This window comes from Micromonospora sp. NPDC050200 (assembly GCF_040656135.1).
In the GTDB taxonomy this organism is placed as follows: Bacteria; Actinomycetota; Actinomycetes; order Mycobacteriales; family Micromonosporaceae; genus Micromonospora.
Genome location: NZ_JBFALG010000008.1, coordinates 134,619 through 147,556, shown reverse-complemented (window position 1 = coordinate 147,556; position 12,938 = coordinate 134,619). Strand labels below are relative to the sequence as shown.

The window sequence follows — 12,938 nt, the reverse complement described above, 5'->3', positions numbered from 1 at the left end:
CCGTACGTGTCAGCTGCGGTCGTACCCCTCAGGCCGAGTGGCAAGCCACCGGTCGCGGAGGCGTCAGCGGAGCCAGGCCGTGCAGCGCGGCGGCAGCCATCCGTCGCTGAGCGGGGCGCTGGCCAGCAGCACCCGATCCCCGTACCGGCGCCACGGCACCGGCCGGTCACCCAGGTTGGCCAGGCACACTGGACCGTCCGGGCCGCGCCGGAAGGCCAACACCCCGTCCGGTCCGTGCCCGCCGCCGTCCGAGCCAGCCAACCAGCACAGCTCCGCGGGCCGGCCGCGCCATTCGGCGGTACGCAGCCGCAGTGCCGCCCGGGTCAGCGCCAGCGTCGAGGCCGGATCGGCCGCCTGCCGGTCCACCGCGTACCCGCCCCAGCCGTCCGGCTGCGGCAGCCAGGGCTCCACCCTCGGCGGCGCGAACCCGTACGGCGGTGGCCCGTCGGTCCACGGCAGCGGCACCCGGGCGCCGTCCCGCCCCCGGTCCGCCCCGCCGGAGCGGCGGAACACCGGGTCGCGGATGGCATCGTCGGGCAGCTCCACCTCGGGCAGCCCGAGCTCGTCCCCGGCGTACAGGTAGACCGAGCCGGGCAGGGCGAGCATCAGCAGCAGCACGGCCCGGGAACCGCCCGCGCCCCACCGGCTCGCCGCCCGGCGTACGTCGTGGCTGCCGTGCACCCAGGTCGGCAGCCGGCCGTGCCGGAGCGTCGCGGCCAGCAGCGCGTCCACCCCGACCCGCCACGTCGCCGCGTCCAGCGGCCAGAACAGCGGATCCATGGCGAACGCCTGCCCCAACTCGTCCGGGCGCAGGTACGGGCCCAGCACCTCCGGCCCACCCCAGGTCTCGGCCACCCCGAGCCGGTCACCGGGATACCTGGCGAGCACCCGGGCCCAGCGCCGGTAGATCGCGTGCACCCCGTCCCGGTCGCTGTACGGCGCCGGATCGCCGGATCGCCACCCGGCCGGCAGGTCCGGATATTCGGCATCCTTGACCAGCGACCCGGCCGCGTCGAACCGTACCCCGTCCACCCCGCGGTCCAGCCAGAACCGCAGCGTCGCCTCGGCGTCGGCGGCCACCTCCGGATGGTCGTGCCGCAGGTCGGGCTGCTGCGCGTCGAACAGGTGCAGGTACCACTCGCCGTCGCCGAACGGGCTCCACGCCGGACCGCCGAAGATGGACGGCCAGTTGGTCGGTGGACGCTCGCCGGCCGGTCCGCGTCCCGGGCGGACATGGAACCGGTGGCGCTCGGCCGAGCCGGGGCCGGCGGCACGCGCCGCCCGGAACCACGGATGCCCGGCCGACACGTGGTTGAGCACCAGATCCACCACGACCCGCAGTCCCAGCGCGTGCGCCTCGGCGAGCAGCCCGTGGACGTCGGCGAGGGTGCCGAACCGGGAGTCGACGGCCCGGTGGTCGAGCACGTCGTACCCGGCGTCGTGATCGGGGGACGGGTAGAACGGCGTGAGCCACACCGCGTCCACCCCGAGGTCGCGCGGGTATTCCAGCCGGGACCGGGCGCCCGGCAGGTCACCCAGCCCGTCGCCGGTGCCGTCGGCGTACGAGCGCAGGTAGATCTCGTACGTCACCGCTTCCCGCCACCAAAGTCCGGTCATGCTGGTATCAGCTCCAGCAGCGAGATTGCCGGCAGCGGCAGGTCGACCAGCAGCACCGCCTCGCCGCCGCAGGGGGACACCTCGACCGGCCCGGGCAGTTCGGCCAGCCGGTCGGCGGCCCGCAGAGCGCGCCACTGCGCCTCGTCCGGCCAGCCGGTGACGCCGAGCCGGCGGGCGGTGGCGACCAGGTTGGACGTGGCGTCGTCGAGCCGACGGTGGCGCAGCCGGTAGCGGCGGGCGGTCAGTCCGGCCAGCCGGACGGTGACCTGCCGGCGCAGCCGGGCCCGCAGGGCCGGCCGGTCCAGCACCCCCTGGTCCAGGGTGCCGTTCCACACCACCACGGCCACCCGGCCGGTGTCCGGGTCAGCCGACGGCCACGCCTGGACCAGCGAGCCGGCCCCGTCGCCGGTCAACTCGGCGGCCACCTCGGTGCCGGCCAGCCGTTCCAGCATCCACAGTGCCCAGAACCGGGGCTTGGCGAGCGTGCCGACGGACAGCAGGCCGAATCCGCCGTGCAGCAACGCCGGTGGCCGGCCGAGTTCCTCGAAGTGGTCGCTGGCCACCCAGCAGGCCAGCGCGTCGAGCCGGCCGGCCGCAGAGCGCATCCCGGTGGCGACGAACGTCGCGCCCAGCACCGAGTCGTTGACCGGGGCGAAGTGGGTGGGGGAGGGGCCCCACTCGGTCCAGAGCAGCGGCGTACCGGCCCGCCCGTGGGCGGCCAGCAGCGGCCGCAGGTCCAGCGGCGGGCTGCCGTACACGTGGGTGGAGAGGAAGTCCAGCGGCGCGCCGGTAGCGGCAACGTGCCGCAGGAACGGCGCGATCCACCGGGTGGCCGCGGTGGCCGGGCCGCCGACCGGCAGGTCCGGGCACGCGGCCTTGACCGCGTACGCCGTCACCTCGTACATCCGCAGGTAGTCAGCCTGGCTGCCGGTCCAGAAGCACTCCAGGTCCGGTTCGTTCCACACCTCCACGGCCCAGCGGCGCAGCTCGGTGTCGCCGACCCGGCGGCGCAGGTGCCGGATCAGGTCGCCGACCAGGCCCGCCCACCGGTTCCAGTCCTTCGGCGGGCTGGACGCCCCGGCGGCGGTGACCACTCTGGACGGATCGCGGGCCAGCGCCCGGGGGACGAACGACAGTTCCAACACCGGCCGCAGCCCGGTCGGCGCGAGCCGGTCCAGCACCGCGTCGATGCCGGCGAAGTCGTGCACCGGTGCCCCGTCGACCTCCCGGTAGACGCCCAGGTCATCGCCGAGGATGCCGTGCGCGCGGACCCGGGACACGCCCAGCTCGGTGTGGACCCGGCGCAGCGCGGTGGCCAGCCCGACGCCCATCTCCTCGCCGCCGACCCGGTCCCGGTTGAGCAGCAGGCTGAGGTGTTCGGAACCCGTCATGTCCCGCCACGGCCGGTGTACCGGCCCGACCGGGTGGTCGACGCGTACCAGCAACTCCACCCGGCCCACTGCGGCGCCGCCGGGACCAACGGCGCCGGGCCCGCCGTCCCCGCCGGGTTGGCCATCCCCGCCGGGCCTGGCGGCGCCACCGCCGCCGAGCCGGCCGGACCGGCCGTCCGCCCAGTCCCGACGGGGCGGCGGCCGCCCGTCGAGCGCGGCGACCGGCGCGGACAGCGGCCCGAGCGGGCCGTCCGACGGCCGGTCCGGGTCCGGCACCGGCCGGATCGCGTAGCGCACTGGCCGTCCCGGTGCCACCGTGGTGTCCGCGTACGGCGGGCCGGGCACCGCCAGCAGGTCACCGCCGCGGTGGTCGACGGTACGCGGCGGCGCGTCGCCGTCGGCGCGGCAGACCAGGTACCCGGCGACTCCGGGAACCGGATCCCAGTCGACGGTGACCTGGCCGAGTCCGGGGTGAAGCCGGGGCGCCCCGACCGGTTCGGTGGGCGGCACGCCTCAGGCCCCGGTGACCTCGACCAGCACCGCCCCGGGCTGCGGCAGGTCCAGCTCGATCACCGCGGCCCCGGCCTCGGTGACCGGCTGCACCTTCTCCACCGGGAGCTGGTCGGCGGCGCGCAGCGCGGCCCACTGCGCGTCGGTCGGCCAGTCGGCGACGCCCAGCCGGTCTGCGAGGGTGGTGATGTCGCCGTGCTCCCGGTCGAGCCGGGAGACCAGGGCGGGCCGGTCGGCCGCGCCGTCGATGACCAGCCGGATCCGCCGGGCCAGCGCCGGATCACCGTCCCGCTTGTCCTGGTCGAGGGTCGCTGCCCAGACCAGGATCGCGAGGCTGCCATCGGCGCGCCGGCTGGCCCAGGTCTGCACCAGGCCGTCGGCGCCGTCGCCGGCGGCCCGTACCGGCAGCTCGGTCTCGCCGAGCTGGGCGAGCATGCGCAGGGCGTGGTAGCGCGGCTTGGCGATGCCGCCGACGGTGAGCAGGCCGAACCCGCCGTGCAGCAGCCTCGGCGGCCGGCCCAGTTCCTCGAAGTGGTCGCTGGCTACCCAGTAGGACAGCGCGTCGACCCGGCCGGCGGCCGACCGCATGCCGGTGAGTAGGAAGGTGGCGGCCGAGGTGCCGTCGTTGACCGGGTGGAAGTGGGTGGGGGTGACGCCCCACTCGGTCCACAGGATCCGCGCGTCGGGGAAGCCGAGGCGGACCAGGGTGGGCCGCAGGTCCAGCGGCGGGCTGCCGTACGTGTGGGTGGAGACGAAGTCCACCGGCGCCCCCGACCGGGCGGCGTGCTCCAGCAGCGCGTCCACCCAGCCGGCGGCGGCCGACGAGGGTCCGCCCACCGGGATCCGCGGGTCGACGTCCTTGACCGCGCGGGCGGTCACGTCGTACAGCCGCATCCACTCCGCCCGGCTGCCGGACCAGAAGACCTCCAGGTTGGCCTCGTTCCACACCTCGAAGTCCCAACCGAGAACCTGCTCGCCGTACCGGTCCAGCAGATGGGCCACCAGCGTCCGGACCAGGTCCGCCCACCGGTCCCAGTCCCGGGGTGGGGAGATGATGCCCCCGTATTCGAAGACCGTGCGGTCCGGGTCGCTGGCCAGGTCGCGGGGCATGAACCCGATCTCCACCACCGGCATCATGCCGATGCCCAGGAGCAGGTCGTAGACCTGGTCCACCCGGCTGAAGTCGTACACCGGCTCGCCGTCGACCTCGCGGTAGACGCCGAGGTCGTCGTGCAGGATCGAGTGCGCCCGCACGGTGGTCACGCCGATCTCGTCGCGTATCCGGCGGAGCGCGGCCAGCAGTTCGGTGCCGATCTCCCGGCCGCCGGAGCGGTCCCGGCAGAGCAGTTGGGACAGCCGCTCGCTGCCGATCATCGGCTGCCAGGGCCGATGCAGGGTGGTGCCCACGGCGTCCGCGTCGAGGTGCAGCGTGATCGTGGGCGGTTCACCGGCGGCCGGCAGGGCGGCCGCCGGGACCGGGTCGCTCAGCGCGCCGGTCACGGTCACCTCGGGTACGGCGGCCACCGCGTACGCGTACCGCTCGCCCGGGGTGCCGGTGGTGTCGACGTACCAGCTGTCGGGCACGGAGAGCACGTCACCGCCGAGGTGGTCCACCGGGGTGAACGGCCCGGACAACAGGTCGCCGTCCAGCGTTGCACGGTGCACCAGGTAGCCGACCGCGCCGTCGACGGGCTGCCAGGAGAGGCGGACATGTCCGCGCCCGGGGGTGGCAGTGAGCCCGGCCGGCGGTGGTAGGTCGGGTAGCGCGGCCGTGCCGCCTTCATCGCTGCGACGGGCGATGCGGGTTTCCCAATCGGTCCGGGCGTCGGACGGCTGGGGTCCGCTGGCGTTCGTCACCGGGTACCTCCTGGCGGTCGTGGTTGATCCGGTCCGGGCACTGTAACCGGTTACCGTCGGACGGGCGATCCGGTTACCGCCTACCCCACCGGTGCTGGCACGGCCAGCCGATCACCACGACGAACATGCCCTCCAACACCGCGGCTACGGCCGTCGTGTCTTGCAACGCCCGCGACTGCAACCGATGTGCAAGCGACCGGTCTCCGAGCAGGGTCGCATGCCAGAAATGGCCCTGCAGCCGTGGTCAATCCGCTTGCCCGCCCCGTCGCCATGCCCGCAGAATACGACCAGCCACAAAGGTGCCTTGAGGTGCAGCGACGACCTCATCCAGCCGCTGATGGCGCGTCACGTTCGGTGACTGGTTCGCGATGCGCTCAGCTCCTTGTACTGTCGATGAGCGGATGTGCGGTCAGGTAGGACCGGTGATCTTTGCCATTGCCGGGTCGCTCGGAACGGCGCTGGGGTGAAGCGCAGGAGGCTGGCGCTGAGCACGAACCACAGCATGTCCCAGCCCCCGATGGTCCAGAGCACCAGCGGCGCTGGCGGGCCGCCCGAGGCGATCATCACCGGAATCAGCACGAGGATGGTGTACAGGCCGAGCGTGAGCGGCAGGAACCGGGACGGCCGGGCCCAGACTCCCGCTCGGCCGCGGCGATGATGAGCTGACCGACGATCGCGCTGGCCAAGCCCACCCGGGCGACGCGGCCGTGGCCACCGGCGTCTGAGAGTGCCAGGGCGCTGCGGCGGTCGTGGGGGCCCGGCACCCGCCGGAGGTACCCGGCACGGCTCCAGGCGGTCGAAGGATCTCAGCCCGCGGCGGACGACAAAGGCAAAGGCAAGAAGATCTCACTCCTTGCCACTTCTAACGTATAGCGCACTGGGGGGCTTGCGGCAAGACCCGGGTCTTGCCGCAGAATCGGCGGCCGGACACAGCACCGACGAGGAAATGGGGGGGCACGACGTGGGTGTGTTGTCGATGTACGGGGGACGCGGCGACCTCGAACCGCTGACGAGATTGGCGGTGCAGTTGCGGGCGCTTGACGCGGAGGCGCGGGGGAGCGCGCCGCCCGACCGGGCGCAGCGGCCGGCCGACTCGTCAGAGGGAAGCCAACCAGAGATGAGGACGTGCCCAACAAGAGGTTCGACACAGCTCGAGGCGCCGGTGATTCGATCGGCCAGTGCAGTGCGACGGAGCACGGCTGCCTCGGAGGTGTCGCAGTGATCGAGCAGTACGTGTTGGATCTTCAAGAGGTTGACGAGACGCAGGTCGCGGTCGTTGGCGGCAAGGGCGCGCACCTGGGCGGGCTGTCGCGGATCGAAGGCATCCGCGTGCCGGCCGGGTTTTGCGTGACGACGGACGCCTTCCGGCGGATCATGGCGGAAGCGCCGTCGATCGACGATCGGCTCGATCAGCTGTCGCGCCTGAACCCGGACGACCGGGAGGCGATCCGCACGCTCAGCGCGGAGATCCGCCGGATCATCGAAGGGATCGCCATCCCGGGCGATCTCGCGGCGGCGATCACCCGCGCGTTCGCCCAGTTCGGCGAGCAAGCCGCCTACGCCGTGCGATCCAGCGCGACGGCAGAGGACCTGCCGACGGCCTCCTTCGCCGGCCAGCAGGACACGTACCTGAACGTCGTGGGGCCGGCGGCGATCCTCCAGCACGTCAGCCGGTGCTGGGCGTCGCTGTTCACCGAGCGGGCCGTGACCTACCGCCAGCGCAACGGCATCGACCACCGTACGGTCCACATGGCCGTGGTCGTGCAGCAGATGGTCTTCCCGTACGCGGCCGGCATCCTGTTCACGGCCGACCCCGTCACGGGCAACCGGAAGGTCGCCACCGTGGACGCGAGCTTCGGCCTCGGCGAGGCCCTGGTCTCCGGCCTGGTGAACCCGGACGTCTTCAAGGTGCGCGACGGCGGGATCGTCGCCGAGGCGGTCGCCGCCAAACAGCTCGCCATCCACGCGCTGCCGGCGGGCGGGACGCAGGAAGTGGCGATCGACCCGCAGCGGCAGGAGCAGCCGGCGCTGACGGATGCGCAGGTCGTGCGGCTCGTGCAGCTCGGGCGGCGGATCGAAGCGCATTTCGGCCGCCCGCAGGACATCGAATGGTGCCTGGTCGACGAAGACTTCCAGATCGTCCAGAGCCGGCCAATCACCACGCTGTTCCCCATCCCCGCGGCCCGCGACGCAGAGAACCACGTCTACGTCTCCGTCGGCCACCAGCAGATGATGACCGACCCCATGAAGCCACTGGGGGTCTCCGTGTGGCAGCTGACGGCCATGGCGCCGATGCACGAGGCCGGCGGGAGGCTGTTCGTCGACGTCACCCGGCGCCTGGCCTCGCCCGCGAGCCGCGCCGGCCTCCTGGAGATGGCGGGGAGGGGCGATCCGCTGATCAGGGACGCGCTGGAGACCGTCCTCGACCGCGGCGACTTCATCCCGACGCTCCCGGACGCGGGTCCCGGCGGGCCGCCGGCCAGCGGCGTGTCCGCCCCGATCGAGACCGATCCGGCCATCGTCACCGAGCTGATCGAGCGCAGCCAGGCCTCCATCGCCGCCCTGCGGCGCGACATCCGGACGAAGACCGGACCGGCGCTGTTCGACTTCCTGCTGGAGGCCTTTCAGGAGCACAAACGAGTCCTCGGCGATCCGCTGAGCATGCAGGCGATCATGGCGGGGATGGAAGCCACCTGGTGGCTCAACGACCAGCTGCGGGAATGGCTGGGCGAGAAGAACGCGGCCGACACCCTCACGCTGTCCGCCCCCGGCAACGTCACGTCGGAGATGGGACTGGCGCTGCTCGACGTCGCCGACGTGATCCGCCCGCATCCGGAGGTGGTGGCGTTCCTGCAGGGCGTCGAGGACGACGGCTTCCTGGACGAGCTGCCGAAGTTCGCGGGCGGGACCGAAGCGCGCGACGCCATCGAGGCCTACCTCGACCGGTACGGCATGCGCTGCGTCGGCGAGATCGACATCACGAGGCCGCGTTGGCGCGAACGCCCCACCACGCTCGTGCCCGTGATCCTCGACAACATCAAGCTCTTCGATCCGGGCGCCGCCGAGCGGCGCTTCGAGCAAGGACGGCAGGAGGCGCAGAAGAAGGAACAGGACGTGCTGTCATGCTTGCGGGCCCTGCCGGACGGGGAGCAGAAAGCCGACGAGGCCAAGCGGATGATCGACCGGGTCCGGACCTTCATCGGCTACCGGGAGTACCCGAAGTACGGCATCGTCAGCCGCTACTTCGTCTACAAACAGGCCCTGCTGGAAGAGGCCGAGCGCCTCGTGCGGGCCAACGTGCTCGCTGAGAAGGAGGACATCTTCTACCTCACGTTCCAGGAGCTCCACGACGTCGTGCGCTCGAACCAGGTGGATGACAAGCTCATCCAGCAGCGCAAGGACGCGTTCCGGTCGTACCACGCGCTCACGCCGCCCCGGGTGCTGACATCGGATGGCGAGGCCATCGCCGGGGCGTACCGACGCGACGACGTGCCGACCGGTGCCCTGATCGGCCTACCGGTCTCCGCCGGGACCATCGAAGGGCGCGCCCGCGTCATCCTGGACATGGCCCAGGCTGATCTCGAACCGGGTGACATCCTCGTCACGGCCCACACGGACCCGAGCTGGACGCCCCTCTTCGTCGCCATCACAGGCCTGGTGACGGAGGTCGGAGGATTGATGACACACGGCGCAGTGATCGCACGGGAGTACGGCCTGCCGGCTGTCGTCGGTGTGGTAGATGCCACCCGGCTGATTCCCGATGGGCAGCGGATCCGCGTGCACGGAAGCGACGGGTACGTCGAGATTCTGCCTTGACGGACCACTCACCGAGAAGGCCTGTCTGCCTTGCCAACGTGCCGGATCTTGATTTGGTGTTGACCGCCGGGTACCGCGTCGAGAGTGATGGGATCGCCTACCGTGTCGAGCCGTACGAGCTTGGGCCGGTGGTGCTGCCGTCCGGGAAGGTCGTGGGGTGCGATCCGCTGGTGGCGCACGCCATGCCGTTCGTCGACGCGGTGGCGCCGGGCCGGTACCAGCTGCGGGCTTGGGTGGCGGTGTTGCACAAGGACGGCCGCGAATGGCAGCGACGGATTGCCGCCGTGCAGTTGATGGTGGTGGACGAGCCGGTCGCGGCGTGGAGCATGGCGCTGCTTCCGGGCCAGGACACGGCCTCACTCGGCGACGAGGACTTCTTCGGTTACGCGGTCGACACGGGTACCGGGACGCTGGCCGACCAGGTCGCCATCGAGGCACTGAATGAGTGGGACTACGAAAGGGTCGACGAGCTCTTCATCCCGGCGCAGATCCCGGACGACCCGATCGACGCCGTCGTCGCCGGCGTGGTGGAGGGAGCGGACCGGGGCCAACGTGTACGTCGTCGGCTCGGGATGGGGCGACGGCGTGTGCCACCTACGTAGGCCACCTCCCGGACGGCGACCGGCCCGGCCGGGTGTCCGGTGCCTCATCCGGCTCCACGGCGACGGCCGGCGGCTGCCAGACAACGCTGACGTACCAGTACCGCGGCGAGTGGGTCGACCGCGCCTCGGACTGGTACAGCGTCACGCTTCCCCCGGCGCCGTCCCGCCACAGCGTGTACCGGACGGTGCCGTCGGCTCCACTCCGGCTCGTCCGGGTGGCGAATCTGGGAGATCTCCGCCACCGCGGCCTGCAGCGCGACACGGGCCACGACCGGGTCGGTCGCGTCGTAGACGGCGAGCGCGACTCCGGAGGAGTTCTCTGCGACGTATACGGCGAGCGCTGGTTCATCGGGATGCGGCACGTCGGCGTCAGCCCGCACCTAACGCTGCACTGCGACCGTCTGCCGACGGGCCGCCCTCAGGCGAGGGCTTGATCTTCCACCAGAATTCCGCAGGTTCTGATATCCGGCTGTCCCAATATCGCTCGTGCCGGTCGGGATGATCTCCATCATCGGTGTCCTTCAGGCCGACGCCGCTTGGCGGGGCAGCGGCGCGGGGGTCGCTGCGGTGGTGTCGTAGCCGGCGGCCTGGAGAGTGAACAACTCCGCGTACCGGCCGCCGGCGGCCATCAGCTCGTCGTGGCTGCCGGCCTCGACGAGCCGGCCTTGGTGCAGGACGTAGATCCGGTCGGCGTGGCGGACGTTGGCGAGCCGGTGGGTGATGAGGATGGTGGTGGCGCGGCCTTGCCGGTCGCGGATGGCTTGGAAGAGGGCGTCCTCGGCGCGGGGGTCGAGGGCGGAGGACGGTTCGTCCATGATCAGTAGTTCGGCGTCGCGGAGGAAGCCGCGGGCGGCGGTGATGCGTTGCCACTGTCCGCCGGAGAGGTCCTGGCCGTTGGCGAAGGTGCGGTCGAGCAGTGTCTCGTACCCGTGCGGCAGTTCGGCGATCATGTCGTGGGCGACGGCCCGGGCGGCGGCGGCCTCAATGCGGTTTTGGCAGGGCTCGGCGGCGATGTCGCCGATGGCGATGTTCGTCGCGGCGGTGAAAGGCCACTTGTGGTACTCCTGGGTGACGACGGCGATGCGGGCGCGTAGCGCGTCGACGTCCCAGTCGGACAGCGGCTGGCCGTTCCAGCGGATGGTCCCCGCGGTGGGAGTCCGGAGCATGGCGATCATCGCGGCGAGGGTTGACTTGCCGGATCCGTTCTCGCCGACGAACGCCACTGTCTGCCCCGCCTCGATGGTCAGAGCCACCTGGTCCACGGCGGGCGTGTCTCGGTCGGGGTAGCACAGGCTCACGTCCTCGACACTCAGCTCGCGCAGCCGGTCCGGGGCCGCGCTCGCGGTCCGGTTGGTCTGGTCGGGTAGGTAGGCGACGGCGCGGGTCATGAACCCGGTGTAGTCGCGGAAGTGCTGGCCCTCGGTGTAGACGCGGTCGACCTGGAAGGTGACAACGGCCAGCGAACGCTGCGCTGACTGCACCGCCACCACGCAGGTCGCGGCGGCGGCGAGGGGGATCTGCCCGTCGACCAGCAGTAGCCCGAGCAGCACGTAGACCACGGTGGTGGCCACCCCCGCGATCATCGACCCCACGGTGGTGGTCGTGGTGACCCGCCGGGCCAGGGCGAGCTGGATGCCGGTCTCCACGCCCATGACCCGGTCGTACTGGTCCAGCAGAAAGCGCCGTAGCCCGTAGGAGCGCAGCTCGGGCGCGGAGTCCCGTTCGGCCATCAGCCGGTGCAGCAGCCACAACCGGCGCCGGCGTACCGAGCCGGCCGCGTAGGTCTGGTAGCGCAGGTGCCCGGCACGCAGTGACGCCCAGGCGTTCGGCACCGTGGCCACCAGCAGCGCCGCCAGCAGCAGCGGGTGGATCACGACCACGGCGACGGCCACGGCGAGCAGCCCGGCCAGCCCGGCGAGGAGGTTCATCGACGACTGCACCAGCGACGTGGTGGAGTCCGCGCCGCGGGAGGCGCGTTCCATGTCGTCGGCGAACGCGTCGGCGTCGAACGCCTCCAGCCGCACGGCGGTGGTCACCTCGAACAGGCCACGCTCGACGTCCCGGTCCACCTTCGGATTCAGGCCGTTCTGGGCGTATCCCATGGTGGTGGCCATGCCAGCGCGCAGTGCCGTCACCACGGCCAGCGCTGCCAGCGCCGGCAGCGCCGCGACCACCTTGTCCGCGGTCGGTCCCCCCGCGAACAACTCTACGAGCACCCGCTGCGTAGCGAGGAGCCCGAACGCTGCCATCACCCCCGCGCCGACCGTGGTGGCCGCTACCACGAGCGTGCGGACGCGGTCGGCGCGCCAGCTGACCTGTAGAGCGGCCCAGACCAGCCGGGGTAGCTCGGCGAACACAGCAAACAGGCCTGCCTGCGCCCGTGCCCGGACCCCCGTCTCCCACCACATCGCCCGCAGCTCCGGCAACACCGACTCCACCGACGAAGAACCTGGTCGTTCAGCGGCAGTGTCTCGCACGGTCGTGGTCGCGGTCTCTGCCATGGACGTACCTCCCAGGGATAGCGGACTCACTGTGGCGGCGAGGTGGCCAGCGACTGGCGACCGACACCCACGCTGGTGGCTCCCAGTATTTGCCCCAGCACCGACAGTCAACGTCATGGACGTGGCGACGGGCGACCACCTGAAGGGCGACGGAGGCCGGTGGCGAGGCATGCCGGCGGTGAGGTCAAGGCATCCGGAGGGCATGAGTGGACCGTAGGACCCCTGGAGTCCGACACGCCCGCGACACCGCGCGCCGACATTGTCGGCAGACGCCGACACCAACTCCGACAAACTTTGGCACCGTCCGCACTCCACCGGGGTGGAGTCGGCGATGCGGACCGGGTGCTGCCACAGGTCGGTGTCCAAGGTCAGCAGCCGGATGAAGTGGGTGATCTGCGAGGTCAGGGTCCGCAGTCGCTTGTTGTATCCGGGCTGTTGGGGCAGGTCGGAAGACAGGTGCCGCGACAGCGTTCGCGCAGGCGCCCAGCCTGCGGCGCGAGAGATAACATGCAGCGCTCTGCCCTGTCGCATCCGCTGTCCTTCCCGGTGCCCACCGGGACTGTCGGAGTTGACCTGCCAGTCCCGTCTGGTGCGGCCGCGTAGGTCAGGCCGTGTCCCGTCAGGAAGGCCCCGGGTGATGGCAG

At 71.9% G+C, this 12,938-nt stretch carries 7 protein-coding genes; 2 read left to right on the top strand and 5 right to left on the bottom strand.

Going from position 1 to position 12,938, the window contains the following annotated elements; translation table 11 throughout:
* Positions 1-63: 63 nt before the first annotated feature.
* The 4 genes from AB0I41_RS08320 to AB0I41_RS08305 all read right to left on the bottom strand — a co-directional run bounded on the left by AB0I41_RS08320 (position 64) and on the right by AB0I41_RS08305 (position 5,954).
* The gene (locus AB0I41_RS08320) at positions 64-1,617 is read right to left on the bottom strand and encodes an alpha-amylase family glycosyl hydrolase (protein WP_357103448.1); all 1,554 of its coding nucleotides are present in this window, start codon (positions 1,615-1,617) and stop codon (positions 64-66) included.
* Positions 1,614-3,518, bottom strand: a complete 1,905-nt coding sequence (locus AB0I41_RS08315; protein ID WP_357103446.1) for a xylan 1,4-beta-xylosidase — start codon at positions 3,516-3,518, stop codon at positions 1,614-1,616. The genes AB0I41_RS08320 and AB0I41_RS08315 overlap by 4 nt, the downstream gene beginning before the upstream one ends.
* 3 nt (positions 3,519-3,521) lie before the next feature.
* The gene (locus tag AB0I41_RS08310) at positions 3,522-5,375 is read right to left on the bottom strand and encodes a xylan 1,4-beta-xylosidase (protein ID WP_357103443.1); all 1,854 of its coding nucleotides are present in this window, start codon (positions 5,373-5,375) and stop codon (positions 3,522-3,524) included.
* Between the two features lie 345 nt (positions 5,376-5,720).
* The gene (locus AB0I41_RS08305; RefSeq protein WP_357103440.1) at positions 5,721-5,954 is read right to left on the bottom strand and encodes a hypothetical protein; all 234 of its coding nucleotides are present in this window, start codon (positions 5,952-5,954) and stop codon (positions 5,721-5,723) included.
* Between the two features lie 639 nt (positions 5,955-6,593).
* Between AB0I41_RS08305 and rph the strand changes: the two genes are divergently transcribed.
* Both rph and AB0I41_RS08295 read left to right on the top strand, forming a co-directional pair.
* A complete protein-coding gene (rph, locus tag AB0I41_RS08300; RefSeq protein WP_357103437.1) occupies positions 6,594-9,191 on the top strand; it encodes a rifamycin-inactivating phosphotransferase in 2,598 nt (865 codons plus the stop codon).
* Positions 9,192-9,373: 182 nt separating this feature from the next.
* Positions 9,374-9,793, top strand: coding sequence for a DUF4241 domain-containing protein (locus AB0I41_RS08295; protein ID WP_357103434.1), 420 nt, complete (start codon positions 9,374-9,376; stop codon positions 9,791-9,793).
* Positions 9,794-10,314: 521 nt separating this feature from the next.
* Here the strand turns inward: AB0I41_RS08295 and AB0I41_RS08290 are convergent.
* The gene (locus AB0I41_RS08290) at positions 10,315-12,201 is read right to left on the bottom strand and encodes an ATP-binding cassette domain-containing protein (RefSeq protein WP_357103510.1); all 1,887 of its coding nucleotides are present in this window, start codon (positions 12,199-12,201) and stop codon (positions 10,315-10,317) included.
* Between the last annotated feature and the right edge of the window lie 737 nt (positions 12,202-12,938).

What these genes read in the sequence shown, in the direction of transcription:
- AB0I41_RS08290 (WP_357103510.1), bottom strand. Translation starts at nt 12,201, where the DNA reads ATGTGGTGGGAGACGGGGGTCCGGGCACGGGCGCAGGCAGGCCTGTTT.
- AB0I41_RS08320 (WP_357103448.1), bottom strand. Translation starts at nt 1,617, where the DNA reads ATGACCGGACTTTGGTGGCGGGAAGCGGTGACGTACGAGATCTACCTG.
- AB0I41_RS08295 (WP_357103434.1), top strand. Translation starts at nt 9,374, where the DNA reads ATGCCGTTCGTCGACGCGGTGGCGCCGGGCCGGTACCAGCTGCGGGCT.